The organism is Streptomyces sp. NPDC046122 (genome assembly GCF_056429965.1).
Genome location: NZ_JBWKLQ010000003.1, coordinates 432,917 through 451,193 on the forward strand (window position 1 = coordinate 432,917; position 18,277 = coordinate 451,193).

16 protein-coding genes and 1 pseudogene are annotated in these 18,277 nt (G+C 73.3%); 9 read left to right on the plus strand and 8 right to left on the minus strand.

Annotated features, from left to right (window positions below):
- Positions 1 to 3,079 (minus strand): nSTAND1 domain-containing NTPase (locus AC07FK_RS11235; RefSeq protein WP_479104583.1); only part of this gene is annotated, 3,079 nt, incomplete at its 3' end.
- A 154-nt stretch (positions 3,080 to 3,233) separates the two neighbouring features.
- Positions 3,234 to 4,550: an MFS transporter gene (locus AC07FK_RS11240; RefSeq protein WP_479104585.1), complete on the minus strand. Its 1,317-nt coding sequence runs from the start codon at positions 4,548 to 4,550 to the stop codon at positions 3,234 to 3,236.
- Positions 4,551 to 4,622: 72 nt separating this feature from the next.
- Between AC07FK_RS11240 and AC07FK_RS11245 the strand changes: the two genes are divergently transcribed.
- Entirely contained in the window at positions 4,623 to 5,684 is a 1,062-nt protein-coding gene (locus AC07FK_RS11245; protein WP_479104587.1) for a GlxA family transcriptional regulator, read from the plus strand.
- A 61-nt stretch (positions 5,685 to 5,745) separates the two neighbouring features.
- On the plus strand, positions 5,746 to 6,045 hold the full coding sequence (locus AC07FK_RS11250) for a type B 50S ribosomal protein L31 (RefSeq protein WP_479104589.1): 300 nt from the start codon (positions 5,746 to 5,748) through the stop codon (positions 6,043 to 6,045).
- A gap of 30 nt (positions 6,046 to 6,075) precedes the next feature.
- Here AC07FK_RS11250 and AC07FK_RS11255 read toward each other — a convergent pair whose 3' ends face one another.
- A complete protein-coding gene (locus tag AC07FK_RS11255; protein ID WP_479104591.1) occupies positions 6,076 to 6,393 on the minus strand; it encodes a hypothetical protein in 318 nt (105 codons plus the stop codon).
- A 177-nt stretch (positions 6,394 to 6,570) separates the two neighbouring features.
- On the opposite strand from AC07FK_RS11255, the gene AC07FK_RS11260 reads away from it, so the two are divergent.
- Together AC07FK_RS11260 and AC07FK_RS11265 are read left to right on the plus strand one after the other, a co-directional pair.
- On the plus strand, positions 6,571 to 6,771 hold the full coding sequence (locus tag AC07FK_RS11260; RefSeq protein WP_453405030.1) for a hypothetical protein: 201 nt from the start codon (positions 6,571 to 6,573) through the stop codon (positions 6,769 to 6,771).
- A gap of 320 nt (positions 6,772 to 7,091) precedes the next feature.
- Positions 7,092 to 8,171: a MerR family transcriptional regulator gene (locus AC07FK_RS11265; RefSeq protein ID WP_479104593.1), complete on the plus strand. Its 1,080-nt coding sequence runs from the start codon at positions 7,092 to 7,094 to the stop codon at positions 8,169 to 8,171.
- Here the strand turns inward: AC07FK_RS11265 and AC07FK_RS11270 are convergent.
- Both AC07FK_RS11270 and AC07FK_RS11275 read right to left on the minus strand, forming a co-directional pair.
- On the minus strand, positions 8,146 to 9,162 hold the full coding sequence (locus AC07FK_RS11270; RefSeq protein WP_479104595.1) for an iron-containing redox enzyme family protein: 1,017 nt from the start codon (positions 9,160 to 9,162) through the stop codon (positions 8,146 to 8,148). The two genes, AC07FK_RS11265 and AC07FK_RS11270, sit on opposite strands and share 26 nt — an antisense overlap.
- Positions 9,159 to 10,700: an FAD-dependent oxidoreductase gene (locus tag AC07FK_RS11275; protein WP_479104597.1), complete on the minus strand. Its 1,542-nt coding sequence runs from the start codon at positions 10,698 to 10,700 to the stop codon at positions 9,159 to 9,161. The genes AC07FK_RS11270 and AC07FK_RS11275 overlap by 4 nt, the downstream gene beginning before the upstream one ends.
- Before the next feature lie 59 nt (positions 10,701 to 10,759).
- On the opposite strand from AC07FK_RS11275, the gene AC07FK_RS11280 reads away from it, so the two are divergent.
- The 5 genes and pseudogenes from AC07FK_RS11280 (at position 10,760) to AC07FK_RS11300 (ending at position 14,284) form a co-directional block, all read left to right on the plus strand.
- A complete protein-coding gene (locus AC07FK_RS11280; protein WP_479104599.1) occupies positions 10,760 to 11,410 on the plus strand; it encodes a HemK2/MTQ2 family protein methyltransferase in 651 nt (216 codons plus the stop codon).
- A gap of 61 nt (positions 11,411 to 11,471) precedes the next feature.
- Positions 11,472 to 11,588 (plus strand): annotated as a pseudogene (locus tag AC07FK_RS11285) (CDGSH iron-sulfur domain-containing protein); the annotation flags it as partial.
- Positions 11,589 to 11,681: 93 nt separating this feature from the next.
- A complete protein-coding gene (locus tag AC07FK_RS11290) occupies positions 11,682 to 12,098 on the plus strand; it encodes a CBS domain-containing protein (protein ID WP_479104963.1) in 417 nt (138 codons plus the stop codon).
- Positions 12,099 to 12,100: 2 nt separating this feature from the next.
- Positions 12,101 to 13,039, plus strand: coding sequence for a DUF72 domain-containing protein (locus AC07FK_RS11295; protein WP_479104601.1), 939 nt, complete (start codon positions 12,101 to 12,103; stop codon positions 13,037 to 13,039).
- Positions 13,040 to 13,093: 54 nt separating this feature from the next.
- Complete coding sequence (locus AC07FK_RS11300; protein WP_479104602.1) at positions 13,094 to 14,284, plus strand: acyl-CoA dehydrogenase family protein; 1,191 nt, start codon at positions 13,094 to 13,096, stop codon at positions 14,282 to 14,284.
- Between the two features lie 161 nt (positions 14,285 to 14,445).
- Here the strand turns inward: AC07FK_RS11300 and AC07FK_RS11305 are convergent, their stop codons facing one another.
- Genes AC07FK_RS11305 through AC07FK_RS11315 form a run of 3 tightly spaced genes read right to left on the minus strand, consistent with a single transcriptional unit; the run spans position 14,446 to position 17,914 of the window.
- Positions 14,446 to 15,180, minus strand: a complete 735-nt coding sequence (locus AC07FK_RS11305) for a phosphate ABC transporter ATP-binding protein (RefSeq protein ID WP_479104604.1) — start codon at positions 15,178 to 15,180, stop codon at positions 14,446 to 14,448.
- Positions 15,168 to 17,000 carry a phosphate ABC transporter permease subunit PstC gene (pstC, locus tag AC07FK_RS11310; RefSeq protein ID WP_479104605.1) on the minus strand — a complete coding sequence of 611 codons (1,833 nt, stop codon included), beginning with the start codon at positions 16,998 to 17,000 and terminating at the stop codon, positions 15,168 to 15,170. Before pstC ends, AC07FK_RS11305 begins: the two co-directional genes overlap by 13 nt.
- Before the next feature lie 2 nt (positions 17,001 to 17,002).
- The gene (locus AC07FK_RS11315) at positions 17,003 to 17,914 is read right to left on the minus strand and encodes a phosphate ABC transporter substrate-binding protein (protein WP_479104607.1); all 912 of its coding nucleotides are present in this window, start codon (positions 17,912 to 17,914) and stop codon (positions 17,003 to 17,005) included.
- Positions 17,915 to 18,277 lie beyond the last annotated feature (363 nt).

Genomic DNA, 18,277 nt, shown 5'->3' on the forward strand with positions numbered 1-18,277 from the left:
CGGTGTGGCCCGTGAGGGCGGTGGGGGGCGCGTGGCGGCGTGGGTCCCAGAGCCTGACCGTACGGTCCACGCTCGCCGACGCGACGATCCGGCCCTCCGGAGCGACCGCCGACTGCCAGACCTCGGCGAACGGGCGCGCCGTCAGGGCCGACCGGTCCAGGTCCCACAGCACCACCGACTGGTCGAAGCCCGCCGTCGCCACGAGATTGCCGCCGCTGACGGCGACCCCCAGCACGTAGTCGGTATGTCCCGCCGGTGTGGCGGTCACCCGGTGGCTCGCCGTGTCCCACACCTTCGCCGCGCCCTCCCCGCCGGCGCTCACGACGGTGGCCCCGTCCGCGCCGTACGCCACCGCGTTGACGTCGTCGCTGTGCCCGGTGAGGGTGGCCCGGGCGCGGTGGCCGCGTACGTCCCAGATCCGGACCGTGCGGTCCGCGCCGCCCGAAGCGACGCTGCGACCGTCCGGGCTGAACGCGAGCCCCAGCACCCCGTCGCTGTGCCCCCGCAGCGTGAACGGCGTCCCGCGCCCCGCCGCGTCCCAGAGCCTGACTGTGCGGTCCGCGCCGCCGGAGGCGACGCGGCGGCCGTCCGGGCTGACGGCGACCGCGTACACGCTGTCCCGGTGGCCCCGCAGCGTCGCCCGCACACGCCGCCGCGGCACGTCCCAGACGCGCACCGTACGGTCCGCGCCGCCCGACACGAGGGTGCGGCCGTCCGCGCCGAAGGCGACCGACCGTACGGCCCCGCCGTGGCCGAGCAGGGTCCCGGCCGGCTGACGCTCGGCGACGCCCCACAGGCGGACGGTGCCGTCCGTGCCCGCCGACGCGATCAGCCGCCCGTCCGGGCTGAACGCCACGGAGAGGACCGGGCCGCCGTGGCCTGTCAGCGTGTCAACCGCGCGGCGGTGGTCCGCCCCGCCCCACAACCGGACCGTGCCGTCCGAACTGGCCGACGCCAGCAGCGCGTCGCCGGGGCTGAACGCCACAGCGTTGACTGGTCCCGTGTGCCCGACGAGGCGGCCCGCGAAGTGCTGCGCCTGCGTACTGAGCAGCGCGCCGCGTGCCTCGGTGGTCGGCGCCGTGCGGTACGCCTCGGCCGCCAGGCGCATCGACTCCTCCGGCTGCCCCGACGCCAGCGCGCCGGACCGTACCGCCATCGCCTGGGACTGGGCGACCCGGCGCTCGTCGACGGCGCGGGAGCGCTGGTGGAACGCCGTCCCGCCCGCGAGGAGCGCCAGCACGAGCAGCGCCCCCAGCAGCACCAGCAGCCTGCGGTGGGTGCGGATCCGGCGCCGCTGGGCCTCCTTGCCGGCCACTTCCTGCGCCCGGCTCGCGTCGAGGAACGCGCGCTCGTACGGGCCGAGTTCCGCGCGTCCGTCGGTCTGCCCGGCCCATTCCCGCACGGTGGCGAGCCGTGTCCCCCGGTACAGCAGCCCGGGGTCGCGGTCCTCGCGCATCCACTCGGCGGCGGCCTCGGCGAGCTGCTGGTGGATGAGCAGCCCGGCCCGGTTGGTGCCGATCCAGCCGCGCAGCCGGGGCCAGGCCCGTAGCAGCGCCTCGTGGGTGATCTCCACGGCGTCGCTGTCCACCGTCACGAGCCGGGCCCGGACGAACGCGTCGAGCGCCGTCTCCACCGCCTGGCGGTCGGGCAGTTGCCGCAGCAGCAGCTCGCGGCTCGCCCTGCGCCGGGTCGCCGCGTCGCCGCCCCCGTCGTCACCGTCCCCCGCGCCTACCTGCACCAGCCGCACCAGGACCCGCCGCGCCATCTCCTGCTCGGCGGGGCGCAACCGGGTGAACACGGCCTCGGCCGTGCGCGCGATGGCGCCGTGGATGCCGCCGGTCGTCTCGTAACCCGCGACGGTCAGCGTGCGGTCGGTGCGCTGCTGCCAGGTGACCAGCAGGGCGTGGGCGAGCAGGGGCAGTGCGCCGGGGGAGGCGGGCGTGAGGTCCTCGGGGCCGCCGCCCCGGCCGGTGCCGCCCACGCCGACGTCCCGCAGCAGCAGGCCCACGAGGCCCGGCTCCAGGGTCAGGCCCGCGCGCCGGGCGGGGAGCGTGATGGACTCGCGCAGCTCGGCGCCGGTCATGGGGCCGAGCGCGAACAGGCCGTGCGTGAACACGGCCGCCAGCTCCGGGTGGTCGAGGCACCGGCCGCTGAAATCGGCCCGTACGCCCAGCACCACCGCGGCGGGGGGCGGTTCGCCGTGCGACCCGCCTTGCGAGACGTCGTGCGATTCGAGGTGCGAGGCGTCGTGCGACCCGTCTTGCGCGGCGTCGGGGGTGGCGAGCGCGGACAGCGCGGCGACGAACGCGCGCCGCTCCGCCTCGTCCGCACACAGCGTGAACGTCTCCTCGAACTGGTCCACCAGCAGCACCAGCCGGCGCGTCGTCAGCACCGGCCGCACGGCCTCGGCCAGGGCCCGCGGCCGCGCCCGCAACGACTCCGGGCTCACCGCGAGCCCGGACCCGAGTGCCTCGGTCACGCACCGCAGCAGCTCCTTCAACGGGTGCGCGGTGGGCGTGCACACCACCACCGGCCAGCCGCTCGACCCCTCGACGGGCAGCGCGCCGCGCCGCAGCGCGGGCACCAGACCGGCCCGCAACAGCGACGACTTGCCCGCTCCCGAAGAGGCGACCACCGCGAGGGGCCCGCTGCCGGCCCGATCGGCGAGCCTGTCCACCAGGTCGGCCGTGGCCCGTTCACGGCCGAAGAACCACTGCGCGTGCTCGGGTCCGAAGGCGGCGAGACCCCGGTACGGGCACACCGCGTCGGCCGGGTCGGGCAGGTGTAGCGACGAGGCCGGCGCAGACGGTGCGGGTGACGCAGACGGTGAGGGTGACGGCGGGCGCCGTGCGGGCGGCACATCGGCGACGAGGCGCAGCAGGGCGCCGCCCGCCTCCAGCGCCTCGTCGCAGCGCCTGGCCACGTCGGGCGTGGGCGGCTTGCCGCCGTTCTCGATCTTGCTCAGGTAGCCCTTGCTGTAGTGGATCGACCGGGCCAGCGCCGTGAGCGAGATGCCGCGCTCGCTCCGCAGGCGCCGCAGTTCTTCCCCGAAGGAGCATGCGCCCCGGACCCCGTCCATGCCGGGCACGGTACAGGCCGATTACTGTCAGTTTCCTTATGTAGTAACGCCTTTGCCTGAATTCTGCCGGTCGTGGCTTGTCCGCTTCCCGGGCGGGGTAGGTGGCAGGGTCGTCCTCACGCCGCTCCCGCGCCTCACGCCACCCACTCGCGCCTTACGGCGCCCCCGGCCGTACGACCGTCAGCGCCAGCAGCGCGCCCGCCCCGCACAGCGCGCCGACGCCGACCCACAGCGGGTCGTACGAACCGAACGCGTCCCGCGCCACGCCGCCCGCGAACGCGGCCAGCCCGGCACCCAGTTGGTGGGCCGCCGCGACCCAGCCGAACACGATGGCGCTGTCGTCGCCGTACAACTCCCGGCACAGGGCCAGCGTGGGCGGCACCGTGGCGACGTCGAGCAGCCCGAAGAGCACCACGAAGGCGACCAGGGGCGTCTCCACGCGGGCCGTCAGCAGCAGGGGCAGGGCGAAGAGCGTGAGGCCGCGCAGCGCGTAGTACGCGGCCAGCAGCCGGCGGGGGTCGAGCCGGTCCGTCAGCCAGCCGGAGGCCACGGTTCCCGCGATGTTGAAGATGCCGATCACGGCCAGCAGCGAGGAGGCGACGGTCGGGGGCATGCCGTGGTCGTGGGCGGCGGGGGTGAAGTGTGTCCACATGACGCCGTTCGTCGACGCGCCGCAGATCGCGAACGTCGCCGCCAGGAGCCAGAACGGACCCGTGCGCGCCGACCGTGCGAGCACGTCAACGGTCCGCCGGGCCGCCCCGGGAACGCGCGTCGGCCGTTCCCGGGACGCACTCGTCGGCCGTTCCCTGGACGCACACGTGTCGTTCCTGGGAACGCCGTACGGCCGTAGTCCGACATCCCTCGGACGATCGCGCAGCACCAGCAGTACGAGCGGCAGCGCCGCCAGCGCCGCGGCCGCGAGCGTGACGGTTCCCGCCCGCCACGCGTACCGCTCGACCGTCCAGGACAGCGCCGGCAGGAACGCGAACTGCCCGGACACGCCGGCCGCCGTGAGCACGCCCGTGACCAGCCCCCGGCGGCGCGCGAACCAGCGGTCGGTCACGGTCGCGGCGAACGCCATCGCCATCGACCCGCATCCCGTTCCCACGAGGAGGCCCCAGGCGAGCACGAACTGCCATGGCTCCGTCATGACCACGGTGAACAGCGCGCCCGCCGCGACGGCGCCCAGCGCGCCGCCGACGACCCGGCGCATGCCGAAGCGGTCCATCAGGGCGGCCGCGAGGGGCGCGGTCAGGCCGTAGAGGACCATGTTCACCGACGCGCCGAGCCCGATCACCGAGCGAGACCAGTCGAACTCCCGGTGGAGCGGGCCGGTCAGCAGGCCCGCCATGGTGGTGAAGACCCCGGCCACCACGATCGCGAGGGCGGCGACCGCGACGACGAGCCAGGCGCGGTGCACCCGTGCCCGTACCGGCGGACGCTTGCTGGAAATCTCCGCGATCCGAACCATGCGTCCGACCCTGCGCCCGTCGGCGCACCGGCCGCCAGTGGCGAGATCGCCATGGTGTGAAAGAATCTCGCCATGTCAGACCAGCGCGCCGCGACGGCGTTCGCCGGCCCCGGAGGCCCCCACCGCGTCGCCGTGCTTGTCCGTGACGGGCTGGTGACCATGGAACTGGGCATCGTGCACCGCCTCTTCGGGCAGGCCCGGTCGGCGGCGGGGGAGCCCCTCTACGAGGTCCGCACGTGCACACCCGAGCCCGGCGACCTCCGCACGGACGCCGACGTCACCGTCCGTGTCGCGCACGGCACCGACATCCTCGCCGAGGCCGACACCGTGATCGTCCCGGCCTCCGACGAGGACTACACGCCCCGCACGGCGCCCCACCTGCCGTCCGACCTGGCGCGCGCACTGGCCCGGATCCGCCCCGGGACCCGCATCGCCTCGATCTGCACCGGCTCCTTCGTCCTCGCGGCGGCCGGGCTGCTCGACGGGAAGCGCGCCACGACGCACTGGCGTTCGGCCGCCGACCTCCAGCGGCTGCACCCGGACGTACGGGTCGATCCGAACGTGCTCTACACCGACGAGGACGGCGTCCTCACGGCGGCGGGCGTCGCCTCCGGCATCGACCTGTGTCTGCACATGATCCGCGGCGACCACGGATCGCAGGTGGCCAACGAGGTGGCCCGCGGCACGGTCGTCCCGCCGCACCGCGACGGCGGCCAGGCGCAGTACATCCCGCGCCCCGTCACCGCCCCGCGCCGGTCCTCCACCGAACCCGCCCGCACCTGGGCGCTGGACCACCTGGACCGCCCCATCAGCCTGCGCGACCTGGCCGACCGCGCCGCGATGAGCACACGCACGTTCTCCCGCCGGTTCTGCGAGGAGGCGGGGCAGACGCCGCTCCAGTGGCTCACCGGGCAGCGCGTCGACCGCGCCCGCCATCTGCTGGAGGAGACGGACCTGCCGGTCGACCGGGTGGCGACGGCGGTCGGCTTCGGTACGGCGGTGTCCCTTCGCCAGCATCTGCACACGGCCCTGGGCGTGTCGCCGAGCGCCTACCGCGCCACGTTCCGGGGTGCGACGGCCCGGGAGAACGCGGGCGCGGCGGCGACGGATGCCGACGGGCGCAGTCCGGCTTAGCCTGAGAGCACCCGATCCGTCAGCGCGTACTTCCCCCGCACCACGAGGCGAGGAGCCAGCCGTGAAGCCGGACGCCAGCATCTCCTACCAGCAGGTGGTCTTCCGGGACCGGGCCGCGGGATACGCGTTCCTCACCCGGTCGACGGCCACCAGCGAGAACACCATCGAGTGGGACGACGGCAACACGTATCCCGTCGTCGATGTCGAGATCTCCTCGGAGAGCCACCCGTTCTACACCGGCAAGGCACGGACCGTGGACACGGAGGGGCGGGTCGCGCGCTTCGAGCGGCGGTATGGGCCGGAAGGGCAGGGCGACGGCGATGCGAGCGGGCAGGGCGATCCGGCCGGCCGGGGTCAGTAGTCCGCGCAGCCGCCGGCCGCGTTTCCCCGGCTACATGTCTTCCAGTTCCCCGTCGAGGCCCCCGAGCTCTTCGAGTTCCTCGTCGAGGCCCTTGAGTTCGTCCTCCTCCTCGTCGTCGTCGGGGGCGTCCGGATCGATGTCCGGCTCCTCCTCGGAGAGAAGCTGGTCCAGCGACTCGCCCCGGTGCGCCTCCTCCGCCGTGTTGCCGAAGAACTCCGCGGGCGACCAGTGCTCGGGGGGCGCGAGCCCCGCGTCGAGCGGGTCGTACTCCAGGTCGTCGCTCTCGAGTGTGTCCTGCGCGTCGAGCACTCCGTCGTCCTCGGGAGGAACCGTGTTGTCTTCACTCATGTCCCGCTCCGTGCCTCGTTCGGCCCGATTGGGCTGCCCCACATTGCCCACGCTCCCGCAGGCGGCCGCCCCTCGCATCCGGAACGGGAGAACACCCGGTTTCCGGAATGTTCACCGGATGCGCCGCGGGTACGCGGGAACCAGAATGCCGACTGATCGACGAAACAAGGAGGCGGTATGAGCGAGGAATCCGTTGCGAGGCCGAAGCCGTCGGAGGTCACCCCCGACAGCCTGCTGCACACCGGCGCCACCGACGACGTGACGCCCGAGGACCTGGTGCTCTCCTCCGGGCGCGACGTGACCCCGGCGACTCTGGAGTGGGCGCGGCGCCGGCTGGAGAAGGAGGGCCGGGCGGCGATCGACACACAGCTTCCTTAGAGCACTCCGACACCACACCCGCACTCACGCACTCCGCCCCGCACAGGCCGTCCTGTGCGGGGCGGAGTGCGGGTGCGGTCCGCCCGGCCCCGGGGGGAGCCCTGGAACGGGCCGGGCGGCCGCTCGGCGTCACGGGGCCGCTGTTCCGGTGACGCCTCTGCGGGCGGCGTGCCCCGCACGGCGCGCCCGGTGGCATCCGTACGGCCGACCGCACGGATGCCCCGGAGCCGCGGACCTGCCGCCGTCCTTCGCGTGACCACCCTCGGACCGGCTGCCGGGAGCGGGCAACTCGCGTCGTTCGTGCGTCGTATCGTCCGTGCATGGACGTGGTACGACAGCCTTCGCAGGACGCCGGACTGACCACCGGGGCGCTCGCCCTGCGGCTGGGCGTCGCACCGACGACGCTGCGGTCCTGGGACCGGCGTTACGGGCTGGGGCCCGCCGACCGCGAAGGGGGCAGGCACCGGCGCTGGACGCCCGCCGACGTGGCCGTACTGGAGCGCATGTGCCGGCTCACCGCGCGGGGCGTCGCCCCGGCCGAGGCCGCCAGGCTGGCCCGTACACCGGACGCCGGCCCGGACTGCCCGGCGCCCCGCCCCGCTGCCGCGCCGGTCCCCGGCCCGCGCACCGGCGACAGGACGCCGCCGCACGACGCGCGGCCGCCCCGCCCGGCGGCGGGCGGCGTCGCCTGGCCGGACGGGACCCGTTCGGCGGGCGGGCCGGACCCGGCGGACACGGCGAGGGTCGCGCGGGGCCTGTGCCGGGCCGCCGTACGGCTCGACTCGCCCCTGCTCGACGCACTCCTCGTCTCCGCCGTCGCCGATCGCGGTCTCGTGGCCGCCTGGGAGGACGTGATGACGCCGGCCCTGCGCGCCATCGGCCGCACCTGGGCAGCGAGCGGCGATGAGGCGGCCGAGCGGTACGTCGAGGCCGAGCACCTCCTGTCGTGGCACATCTCCTGCGCCCTGCGCCGCCCCCGGGACGGCGCGCACGAGCAGCGGGACGGAGCGGACGTGCGGGACGGGCGCCCCGTCCTGCTCGCCTGCGCGCCCGGCGAGGGCCACACCCTCGCGCTGGAGGCGCTGGCGGCGGCCCTCGGCGAACGGGGGACGCCGGTGCGGATGTTCGGGGCGGCGGTGCCCGCCCGCGCCCTGACCGAGGCCGTACGCAGGACGGGGCCCGCCGGTGTCGTCCTGTGGTCCCAGACCCGCCCCACCGCCGACCGCGCCCTGCCCCGTCTCCTGCGGGCCACGGCCTGGGGCATCAAGGGGGCGCGCACCCGATCCGCCGTACTGGTCGCGGGGCCCGGCTGGAGCCGTACACGTCCCACGGAGGGCGTGCACCGGCCGAAGGGCCTGGCGCACGCCCTGGAGCTCATCGAGGCGGTGCGGGGCGGCTGATGCCCGGCGCGCCGGGCATCAGCGAGCTCCGGCCCTCCCGCCAGGCGTCCAGCACGTGCTGCTCCCAGCGGGACTCCAGCAGCACGCTCGCCCGGATGCCGAAGGCCACGTCGCCGGCCAGCTCCGGCTCCCTGGCGAGCAGGTCCCCGATCACGTCGCGGCGCATCACCTGCTCGTGCACCGCGTCGGCCTCGACGTGCTCGGTGAAGAACCGTGTGCACTGCTCACCGGCGCCCAGCCGCTCCAGTGCCTTCGCCATCCGGCGCGCGCCCGGCGGCGAGGTGATCTCCAGAGTCGCGAAGTTGCCCACCAGGGCGCCGCGCAGGGCGCGACGCAGGCCGAACAGGGACATCGCGTTGACGGGAGCGAGGGTGACGGCCGGCGCGAACTCCAGATACAGCCCGTAGCGCGCGTCCAGCCCCGCCCCCTCCATCAGGTCGGCGAACAGCCGGGCGTGCACGTGCGCCCCGCGTCCGGCGCCGAACTCGTCGAACTCGACGGCCACCAGGGACGCCTTCGCCTGTCCCTCGAGGCGGGGAATCACCCACGCCTGCGGGTCCGCCTCCTTCAGCTGGTAGAGCGACCGGTGCGCCAGGTACTCGCGCATCCGCTCCCAGGTGCCGTCGTGCATCAGCTCGTGGGAGACTCCGTGCCCCTCGACCGGCTCGACGAGCAGGGCGTCGAGTTCGGCGTCCACGTCGTCCTCGCCGCCCGCCGCCGCGCGCAGCGCGTCCAGGAACGCGTCCTCCAGGGCCCCGCGCAGCCGCAGCAGGTCCAGGTCCCACTCCCGCGTGTCGGGAACGCCCCGGAAGCCCCGGTAGTGCGGTTCGTACGCCAGGTAGAGGGCCAGTTGGAGATCGTCCCCGAAGGGGTCGGCGGAAGCGGCCTCGTCGAGCAGGGGCCCGGCGTCCGGGGGAGAGCCGAGCAATATGTCCCGGACGGCCGCGGACAGGGGCCCGCGGGAGGGGGGCAGCTCAGCGACAGCTGTCATTTGTGGTCGTCCTCGAAGTCGTCGATCTTTTCCAGGGGGCGTACGGCGGGTCCCTGGAGCACCTCGCCGTCGACGCCGAACCGGGAGCCGTGGCACGGGCACTCCCAGGTGCGTTCGCCGTCGTTGAACCGCACCAGGCAGCCCAGGTGCGTGCACCGGGCGGACAGCGCGTGCACTTCACCCGCGTCGTCACGGTGCACCGCCACGTGACGGGCGCCGCAGCGCACCACCGCGCCGCTGCCGGGCGCGATCGACGAGGCGGGCCCGCTGCCCGTCACGAACGGCAGCCGGTCGCCCACGAAGTGCCCGGCCGCCGCGGCCTGGAAGCGCATCAGGGCCGGAGCCTCCTTGAGCGGCTGGAGGCGCACCGGGTCGTACAGGTCGGTCCAGGGCAGCTTCTGCCCGGTGATCCGGGCGGCGAGGAGCTTCCCCGCCATCACGCCGCTCGCCATGCCCCAGCCGTTGAAGCCGGCCGCGACGTAGGCGTGGTGCGCGCGCGGGTGGAGTGCGCCGACGAACGGTACGCCGTCCGTCGGTTCGTTGTCCTGGGCCGCCCACCGGTGCGTCAGCCGTACGTCGGGGAAGCGCCGCGTGGTCCACTCTTCCAGCCGCTCGTACCGTTCCTCGACACGGCCCGCTCCCGGGGTGAACTTCTCACCGGTCACGATGAGCAGCCGCTCCCCCTCGCCGTACGGCGCGGTTCGCACCGAACGGGTCGATCCCTCCGGCGTGAGGTACATGCCCCCCGGATCCTGCGCGGCCGGGATCACCCCGGCCACCACCAGCTCACGGTGCGGCTTGAGCCGGGCGAAGAGCAGCGAGCGGTCGAAGACGGGGTAGTGCGTGGCGACCACGACGTCGCGGGCCACGACCGTGCGCCCGTCCTCGATGGTCAGCCGGCACGGCTCGCCCTCGCGCAGCCCGACGACCCTGGCCCCCTCGAAGATCTGCCCGCCGCGCCGCTCCAGGTCGGCGGCGAGGGCGTACAGGTACTTGCGCGGATGGAACTGGGCCTGTTCCTCGACGCGTACCGCGCCCGCGACGGGGAACGGCAGCCCCGTCTCCTTGACGAACGACGCGGGCAGCCCGGCGGCGCGCGCCGCCTCCGCCTCCGCCTCGACCGTGGACGCCTCCGAGGGCGCCTCGGCGTACGTGAACGCGGGCGTGCGTTCCAGGTCGCAGTCGATCCCCAGCTCCTCGCACACGGCCACCACGTGGCCGATGGCGTCCTGCTGCGAGCGCGCGTACAGGGCCGCGTTCTGGCTGCCGCGCGTGCTGCGCAGCCGCTGGTAGGCGAGCCCGTGCAGGGCCGAGAGCTTGGCCGTGGTGTTGCCCGTCACGCCCGCGGCGATGCGGCCCGCCTCCAGCAGAGCGACGTTCTTTCCGGCCCGTGCGAGCTCCCAGGCCGTGCAGATCCCGGCGATGCCTCCACCGATCACCGCCACGTCCACGTCGAGCCCGTCGGGCGGCGGGGGGTGTGCCTCGGCGTCGCCGTATTCCATCCAGTACGAAAAGGGGCGGTCGGGGACATCCCTCATTTGCTGCTCCTTACGGCAGGGGCCGTTATGACCAGGGCACTTTGAGGTACCCCCGTCCCATGCGCCTACTCAGACCACCTGGTGTCTACGCCCCACTGGAAGACACCGAACTGCTCGCACGGGTGACGCGGGAGGAACCGCGGACGCCCGGCGCCGACGTGCTCGACGTCGGCACCGGCACCGGTGCGCTCGCCCTGGCGGCCGCCGAATGCGGTGCCGCGAGCGTCACCGCCACCGACCTGTCGCGCAGAGCCGTCCTCGCCGCCCGGCTGAACGCCCGGCTGCGGGGACATCCGATCCGTGTACGCCGCGGGGACCTGCTGACCTCGTTCGCGGGGGAGAGCTTCGATTTGATCCTTTCCAATCCACCGTACGTCGCCTCGCCCGGCGACGTGCCGGCGAGGAGCGCCGACCTGACCTGGTGGGCGGGCGCGGACGGGCGGGCGGTGCTGGACCGGCTGTGCGTACAGGCGCCGCCGCTGCTGAGGCCGGGCGGCGTGATCCTTCTCGTGCAGTCGGCGCTGTGCGGCGTGGGCGCCACCGTGGACGCCCTGACCGCCCAGGGGCTGCGGGCCGAACCCGTGGCCCGGGAGACCGTGCCGTACGGCCCGGTGATGCGGCGGCACGCCGCGTGGCTGGAGACCCAGGGGCTGGTCGACCCGGGAGAGACGAAAGAGGAGCTGGTGGTGATCCGTGCCCGGCGCACCTGAGCAGTCCGAGACGCGGGACGCGCCCCCGGCCCGGCGGGTCGTCGTCGACCCCCAGGGGCCGGTGCTCGTCGAGGGGCCGGTGGAGATCACGCTGGCGGACGGCACGACCGCCCGCTCCGACCGGTTCATGGTGGCCGTCTGCACGTGCCGGCGCAGCCGCCGCTATCCCTGGTGCGACACCAGTCATCGCCGCAGGACGGTTGCCCGCCCGTCGTCCGGGCACCCGACGGACTGCAGCGAACAGACCGTCACATCCACTTCGGGAGGGACGATGACCACCGCACGCCAGATCATGTCCAAGGGCGCGGAGTGCGTGGGCGAGCAGGAAACCCTCGCGGACGCCGCCCGGTTGATGACGCGGCTCGGTGTGGGTGCGCTGCCCGTCTGGGGGGCCGACGACAAGCTCAGGGGCATGGTCACCGACCGCGACATCGTGGTGCGGGCACTCGGCGCGGGCAAGGACCCGAACACGACGAAGGCCGCCGAACTCGCCCGGGGCGAGGCGGTGTTCGTACGCGCGGACGACGACGTCGAGCAGGTGCTCCGTACGATGACGCGCCACAAGGTGCGCAGGCTCCCCGTCATCGACGACCACCGCCTGGTCGGCATGATCGCCCAGGCCGACGTGGCCAGGGCGCTGCCCGAACCACGGGTCGGTGAGCTTCTGGAGGCCCTGTCCACCGACTGACCATGGGAGACATCCTCGTCGGCACCTGCTCGTGGACCGATCCCGCGCTGGTGTCCAGCGGCTGGTATCCGCCGGGGGCCAGGGGAGCCGAGGGGCGGCTGCGGCACTACGCCTCCCGGTTCCCCGTGGTCGAGGCGGACAGCACCTTCTACGCGCTGCCCGCCGAGCGGGTCAGCGCCCTGTGGGCCGAACGCACCCCCGAGGGCTTCCTCTTCGACGTGAAGGCGTTCGCCCTCCTCACCGGGCACGGCGCCCGGGTGGGCGCGCTGCCGGCGGCGCTGCGGCCGACGGGCCTCGAACCGGCCGCGTGGGTACGCAGGTCAGGGATGCCGCCGAGCGCGGTGGAAGAACTGTGGGAGAGGTTCCGGGTCGGCGTCGCGCCTCTGCGTGACGCCGGCCGGCTGGGCAGCGTGCTGTTCCAGTTCTCCCCCTGGTTCCGCCCGGGAGCCCGTGCGCAGGAGTACATAGAGGAGTGCGCGGAACGAACCGGGGGGCCGATCGCCGTCGAGTTCAGGCACCCCCAGTGGCTCGCGCCGGACCGTGTCGCCGAGACGACGCGTTTTCTGCGCGACCGGGGCATACCGCTGGTGGCCGTCGACACGCTCCAGGGACTGCCCGACTCGGTGCCGCCCGTCGCGGAGGCGACGGCGCCCGGGCTCGCCGTCGTGCGGTTCCACGGACGCAGCCCGCACTGGGGCGCCGGCACCAAGGAGAGCAAGTACCGGCACCACTACACCCGCGACGAACTGAGGGGCTGGGTCCCGCGTATCCGCGCCCTCGCACAGCGCGCGGAACAGGTCCACGTCCTGTTCAACAACTGCTGTGCGCGGGCGTCGGTCGACGCGGCCGAGACGATGTCCGGCCTTCTGACGGGCCTGACGCGCCGACAGGACCCGTACGGCGACCGCGACTGGGTGCAGGAAGCCCTTCCAGATTCTTGAAACACGTTCTAGTGTGTGCGCCGCCCGTAGGGAACGCGACACTCTGGAGGGGCCGTGCACCTCGCATACACGCCTGAGCAGACGCGGTTGCGCGCCGACCTGCGTGCGTACTTCGCCGAACTGGTACCCGACAACGCCTACGCCCGGTACGCCGAACCGGCGGCCCGGAAACGCTTCTACCGCGCCACCGTCCGCCGCCTGGGCAAGGACGGCTGGCTGGGCGTCGGCTGGCCCGAGGAGTACGGCGGACGGGGGCTCTCGCCCATGGAGCAGTTCATCTTCTTCGACGAGGCCGCGCAGGCCGGCGTACCGCTGCCGCTGATGGCCCTCAACACCGTGGGCCCGACCCTCATGCGGTTCGGCACGGACGAGCAGAAGGCGTACTTCCTGCCCCGGATCCTCGCCGGGGAGATCGACTTCGCGATCGGCTACAGCGAGCCGGACGCGGGCACCGACCTCGCCGCTCTGAAGACCCGCGCCGTGCGCGAGGGAGACGGGACGACCGGACACTACGTCGTCAACGGACAGAAGATCTGGACCACCAACGGGGACACCGCCGACTGGGTGTGGCTCGCCGTCCGCACCGACCCCGACGCGCCGCCCCACAAGGGCATCACCATACTGCTCGTCCCGACGAGCGACCCCGGCTACTCGTGCACCCTCATCAACACCCTCGCCTCGCACGACACCACGGCGAGCTACTACGAGAACATCCGCGTCCCCGTCTCCCGCCGCGTCGGCGAGGAGAACAAGGGATGGCGGCTCATCACCAACCAGCTCAACCACGAACGCGTCACCCTCGCCGCCCACGGCACCATGGCCGTCCGCGCGCTGCACGACGTCCAGCGCTGGGCGGCGGGCACGAAGCTCGCGGACGGGCGCCGCGTCATCGACCTCGGCTGGGTCCGCGGCCGGCTCGCGAGGACCCACACCCGGCTCGACGCGATGAAGCTCCTCAACTGGCAGATGGTCTCCGCCCTCCAGCACGCCGTGCTCACGCCGCAGGACGCCTCCGCCGTGAAGGTCTACGGCTCCGAGGCCCGCCGCGACGCCTACGCCTGGCTGATGGAGGTCGTCGGCGCGGCCGGTCCGTTGAAGGAAGGATCGGCGGGCGCGGTCCTCCGCGGCGAACTGGAACGCGGCTACCGCAGCGCGGTCATCTTCACCTTCGGCGGCGGCAACAACGAGATCCAGCGCGAGATCATCTCGTGGATCGGCCTGGGAATGCCGCGCGTACGCCGCTGACGTGCTGTGACGGGGATTCTCAGTTGGCCGGCGCCGCCTGCCGTCGGGCTGGCCGGCGGAGCCGCCGGATCCCGGTCGTGCTCCTGCTGCCCGCCGTCGCGCCTTCCACGTGACGGCGGGCCCAGGTCCGAGTGGGCACGGAGTGCGGAGTGGACGAACGCTCAGACCGCTGCCCGGGAAGGCTCGCAGGAGTGCGGCAGGTCGATACGGACCGTCCGGTCGCAGAGCCGTTCCACCTGTGCGGGGTCGTGAGAGACGAGCAGGACGGTCCGGTTGCCCCGCAGGGCCGCCACGGACTCCTCGACCGCGTCGCGGCTCCGCTCGTCCAGGGCGCTGGTCGGCTCGTCGAGGAGCAGGGCCGACGGCTCAAGGGCCAGGGCCCGGGCCAGGCACAGCCGCTGACGCTGCCCGTTGGAGAGCGTCTGGGCCGGCGTGTCCAGCCGGTCGGAGACCTCGCTCCACAGGCCTGCCTCCCGCAGTGCCTGCTCCACGCGGTCCTGCATCTCCGTCCGGGACGCCCGCACCAGGTGACGGAGACCGAACAGGGCGTTGTCCAGGATGCTGCCGCCGAAGACGACGGGGGTCTGCGGTACCAGGACGACCGTGCTGCGCAGGCTGGAGTCGCCCCTGCCGTACCGGACGGGACGGCCGAGCACTGCCACCTCGCCCTGACGGCGGAGCCCGTGGGGCAGCAGGTCGACCAGGGCGCGGAGCACCGTGGACTTGCCGGCGCCCGACGGGCCGCACAGGCCGGTGGTGGATCCGGTGGCCAGCTCGAACGTGACCGGTCCGACCAGGCGCTTCGTGCCGTCGAAAATCTGCAGGTCGCGAACCGCGATGACAGTCGTGTCGACCGTTTCGTCCATGGTCGTGACACCGGTTGTCACGTCGTCCATCGTCGTGCTCCTTCGAAGCGGTTGCGCAGGAAGACCGCCAGGCTGAGCAGACCCGCGGTGATCAGGACCAGGACGAGGGCGCTGCCCCATGCCTGGGCGATCGCCTCGGGGGCGCCCGAGTCCTGCGACAGGGTGAAGATGTGCGTGGGCAGGGCCTGGACCGGAGCGTTGACGATGCCGGTCGGGAGGGCGGGTGCCCCGAAGAACACCGTGGCGGTGAAGATCAGGGGGGCCGTCTCGCCCGCCGCGCGGGCCAGGCCGAGCAGCAGACCGGTGAGCGTGGCCGGCCAGGTGTACGGGATGACGACGGAGCGGACGTACTGGGAGCTGGTGAGGCCCAGTGCGAGTGCGGCCTCGGTGATCTCCCCCGGCATGCTCCGGATCCGGCCCGCGGTGGTGAGGGCGACCACCGGCACCACCACGGGCACCAGGACCACGGCGCCGGCCAGCCAGGAACGGCCCCAGCCCATGGTCGTGCAGAACAGTACGTACCCTGCGAGGCCCAGCAAGATGGTGGGGGTCCCGCCGATCGCCACGGTCAGTGTCTCCAGGACGCGGGCGGTTTTCGGGGAGGCACGCGTGCCGACCACGATGCCCGCTCCGTAACCGAGGGGCAGCGCGATCAGCGCCGTGGTCGCGAGCAGCAGGAGCGTGCCGAGGATCTGGTCGCGTATGCCGCCCCCCGCCGCGCCCTCGGAGGCCGAGAACCAGAACACTGGGTTGAGTGCCGCGCCGCCGCGGGTCAGCAGGATGCCGAGCATGCCGACGAGGAGGGCCCCCGGCAGCAGCAGGGCGCCGAGTCGGACGACGGTGGTGAGCCGGTCCTTCGGAGTGCGCAGCCACGCGGAGGACCAGCGGGCACGTGGAGCGCGCGGGATCCGTCCCGTGGAGCCGCGGGTGCCCCACACGGTGGCGACGGCGACCAGGGCCAGCAGCACGATGCCCAGCCCGCACAGGGCCGCGAAGTACGGGCCGGAGGTCCCCGCGAGCATCGGCTCAGGGCCGGCCAGCTTGGTGGTGAGCGTCTGACCGGGGCGCGTGAGGGAGGAGAAGAAGTTCCCCAGCGAATCCGGGAGCCGTCCGTCGGCGCGGCCGATGACCATGAAGACCGCGATGGCCTCACCGAGTGCCCGGGCGAGGCCGAGGAGGACGCCCGCGCGCATGCCCGGACGGGCCTGGGGCAGGACGGCGGAGCGGACGACCTCGCGGCGGGTCAGGCCGAGGGAGTACGCGGCCTCCCGGTAACGGTCGGGCACGGCGGCCAGTGCGTCCACGCTGACCGCCACGATCGTCGGCATGATCATGACGGCGAGGACGATGCCGGCGGCGAGCAGGCTGTCACCGCCCGGCACGTCACCGAGGTCCGCTACGAACGGCCGGATCACCATGATGCCGATCAGGCCGTAGACAATGGAGGGGACCGCTGCCAGGAGTTCGATGCTCAGGCGCAGCGGTTTGGCGAGGCGGGGCGGCAGGTACTCGGACAGGGCCACGGCCGCCGCCCAGCCGATCGGGACGGCGAGCATGAGTGCCAGGACGCACACGACCGCTGAGCCGTAGATCATGGCCAGGCCGCCGAAGGAGAGGTTCCCCGGACTCCAGGTGGATGAGGTGAGCAGCGCCGTCCAGTCGACGGTTCCGCTCCCGATGCCCGTGACCAGGTAGCCGAGCAGGACCGCGAGGGTGAGCAGCACGGACAGGATGCCGCTGTACGCCCAACCCCAGACCCATCTCGCCCGGTTGCCGCGGCCCTTCCCGGAGGAGGGCCGCGACACGGCGGGTCCGGGCGCCCGGGCAGGGCGCTCCAGAGTGAGACCCATGGTCAGAGGCCCATCTGCTCGCGCGTGAGGTAGCCGTGCTTGGGCAGCAGCTTCTGGCCCTCGGCCGAGAGGATGTATTCGATGTACTGCTTGACGGTGCCCTTCGGCCGGCCATTGGTGATCATGTACAGAGGTCGGGTCATCGGGTACTTGCCGGACGCCACGTTCGCCAGGGTGGGGCTAACGCCTTCCAGGGGCACGGCGACCAGTTCGGGGTGCCCCTCGATGAAGCCGGTCGACAGCGGGGCGATGGAACCGCGGGTGGACTTCAGCTTGTTGCGGGTCTCCAGGTTGCCGCCGACGATGGCGTAGTTCGCGGACTTGGGCGGGGCCGGCGGCTCGCCCTCGCCGTAGATGAACTTGTCGAGCACCTCACGGGTGCCGCGGCCGGGCTCCTTGTCGTACACGAAGACACGGAGGTCGGGACCGCCGACCTCCTTCCAGTTGGTGATCTTTCCCTCGAACAGGCCCGCCGCCTGAGCCTTGGAAAGCCCCTTGACCCCGCCGTCGGCCACCTCCTTGGTGATGATGACTCCGACGGCGTCCGCACCGATCTGCGTGGTGACGAAGTCCGTGCCGGGGTACGCCTTGTGGTCCTCGTCGGACAGGGGCTTGGAGCTGAGGGCGATGTTGATCTGGCCGGTGCCGAGCTGGGAGATGCCGCCGGCGGAGCCGCCCTGGGTGGCGACGGTGATGTTCAGGCCCTTGGCCTTCAGCGCCTCGGCGGCGTCGGAGGCGACCGGGGCGACGGTGGTGGAGCCACTGGCCTGGACGGCGTCCGAACCTGCCTTCGCGGAGTCGGCGCAGCCCGTCAGGGCGGCGGAGAGCAGGAGAGCGGCGGAGGCGACGGAGGCGCCCTGGCGGACACGCCGTCCGGTGAGGCGTGTTGCCGTGCCGCGGGTTTCAGTGGGCATGAAAGACATGGCGGTGCCTTTGCGGTGATGGAAGGGGTGGGAATCGGGGAACAACACAGATGGCGGATCGCCGACTTGTGGCGTGCTGGTCCGCGGTCGGCCGTCAGGACGCAGAAGTGCGGCAGGCATTCCCGCCGACGCCACCAACTGCCGCGTGGACGAGGCGAGTGGACGCCGGACGAGCCTGCAGGTGCTCGGGGAGTGCGGCGCGGTGGACACCGGGCGACGGCTGCTTACGGCTTGCAGCCGGATGCCCCTGCGATCCTTCTCGCGTTCCCCGTCGAACTCGCTCCGGACCATAGGGGGCTGCCGTAGGGCGCTGATGCGCCCTGAACAACTGGTGCTCGGCCCACTCCCCTTTGA

Coding starts and splice junctions, on each gene's coding strand:
- AC07FK_RS11240 (WP_479104585.1), bottom strand. CDS start 4,550: ATGGTTCGGATCGCGGAGATTTCCAGCAAGCGTCCGCCGGTACGGGCA.
- AC07FK_RS11245 (WP_479104587.1), top strand. CDS start 4,623: ATGTCAGACCAGCGCGCCGCGACGGCGTTCGCCGGCCCCGGAGGCCCC.
- AC07FK_RS11255 (WP_479104591.1), bottom strand. CDS start 6,393: ATGAGTGAAGACAACACGGTTCCTCCCGAGGACGACGGAGTGCTCGAC.
- AC07FK_RS11260 (WP_453405030.1), top strand. CDS start 6,571: ATGAGCGAGGAATCCGTTGCGAGGCCGAAGCCGTCGGAGGTCACCCCC.
- AC07FK_RS11265 (WP_479104593.1), top strand. CDS start 7,092: ATGGACGTGGTACGACAGCCTTCGCAGGACGCCGGACTGACCACCGGG.
- AC07FK_RS11270 (WP_479104595.1), bottom strand. CDS start 9,162: ATGACAGCTGTCGCTGAGCTGCCCCCCTCCCGCGGGCCCCTGTCCGCG.
- AC07FK_RS11275 (WP_479104597.1), bottom strand. CDS start 10,700: ATGAGGGATGTCCCCGACCGCCCCTTTTCGTACTGGATGGAATACGGC.
- AC07FK_RS11280 (WP_479104599.1), top strand. CDS start 10,760: ATGCGCCTACTCAGACCACCTGGTGTCTACGCCCCACTGGAAGACACC.
- AC07FK_RS11290 (WP_479104963.1), top strand. CDS start 11,682: ATGACCACCGCACGCCAGATCATGTCCAAGGGCGCGGAGTGCGTGGGC.
- AC07FK_RS11295 (WP_479104601.1), top strand. CDS start 12,101: ATGGGAGACATCCTCGTCGGCACCTGCTCGTGGACCGATCCCGCGCTG.
- AC07FK_RS11305 (WP_479104604.1), bottom strand. CDS start 15,180: ATGGACGACGTGACAACCGGTGTCACGACCATGGACGAAACGGTCGAC.
- pstC (WP_479104605.1), bottom strand. CDS start 17,000: ATGGGTCTCACTCTGGAGCGCCCTGCCCGGGCGCCCGGACCCGCCGTG.
- AC07FK_RS11315 (WP_479104607.1), bottom strand. CDS start 17,914: ATGCCCACTGAAACCCGCGGCACGGCAACACGCCTCACCGGACGGCGT.